Origin of the sequence: Streptomyces sp. NPDC058864 (genome assembly GCF_042742985.1) — a bacterium.
Taxonomy (GTDB): domain Bacteria; phylum Actinomycetota; class Actinomycetes; order Streptomycetales; family Streptomycetaceae; genus Actinacidiphila.
The window spans coordinates 1-776 of the sequence record NZ_JBHYMQ010000079.1 but is presented as its reverse complement, the minus strand read 5'-3'; the positions used below and the strand labels follow the sequence as shown (position 1 = coordinate 776).

Genomic DNA, 776 nt, shown 5'->3' with positions numbered 1-776 from the left:
ACGTTCCCCACCGGGACGGTCATCGCGCGGCCGGTCGTAACGCGGACGGTCATCGCGACGGAACCCACCACGGTCATCCCGCCGGTCATCGCGCGGACGGTCATCGCGGGGGCGGTCATCGCGGGGGCGGTCATCGCGGGGGCGATCGTAACGCGGGCGATCGTCGCGACGGAACCCACCACGGTCATCCCGCCGGTCGTCACGCGGACGATCCCCACCGGGACGGTCATCGCGCGGCCGGTCGTAACGCGGACGGTCATCGCGACGGAACCCACCACGGTCATCCCGCCGGTCATCGCGCGGACGATCCCCACCGGGACGGTCGGAACGCGGCCTGTCATCACGGCGGTAACCACCGCGGTCATCACGCCGGTCATCGCGACCCCGGTCCTCGTACCGCCCCCGCGGGCGGTCGTCGGGCCGGCGGTAACCGCCGCCGGCTCGGTCGCCTTCGCGCCGGGGGCCGCCGCTGCGGTATCCACCCCGGTCGCCGCCCTGGCGCGGGGTGCGCCGCTCAGGCCGATCCGGCCGTTCCTCGGGCGAGTTGGACATCGACGTGACTCCTGTCGTTCGTACTGCCGTAGTGCCAGTCTCTCGTACCAGTCCGCGAACTGCGCACCACGCCAAAAACAAAAGGACCCCCGGTCCCAGCGCTTTGGCCAGGACCGAGGGTCCATAAAGATTGTTCGGCGGCGTCCTACTCTCCCACAGGGTCCCCCCTGCAGTACCATCGGCGCTGAAAGGCTTAGCTTCCGGGTTCGGAATGTAACCGGGCG

General features: G+C 70.5%; 1 protein-coding gene and 1 rRNA gene. Both read right to left on the bottom strand.

The annotated features are described in order from the left end of the window. Nucleotides 1–365, bottom strand: a 365-nt coding sequence (locus ACFW3D_RS36210; RefSeq protein WP_500511841.1) for a hypothetical protein, incomplete at its 3' end; no start/stop codon positions are given. 319 nt (nt 366–684) lie between these two features. Continuing rightward, a 5S ribosomal RNA gene (gene rrf, locus ACFW3D_RS36205) occupies nt 685–776 on the bottom strand; the annotation flags it as partial.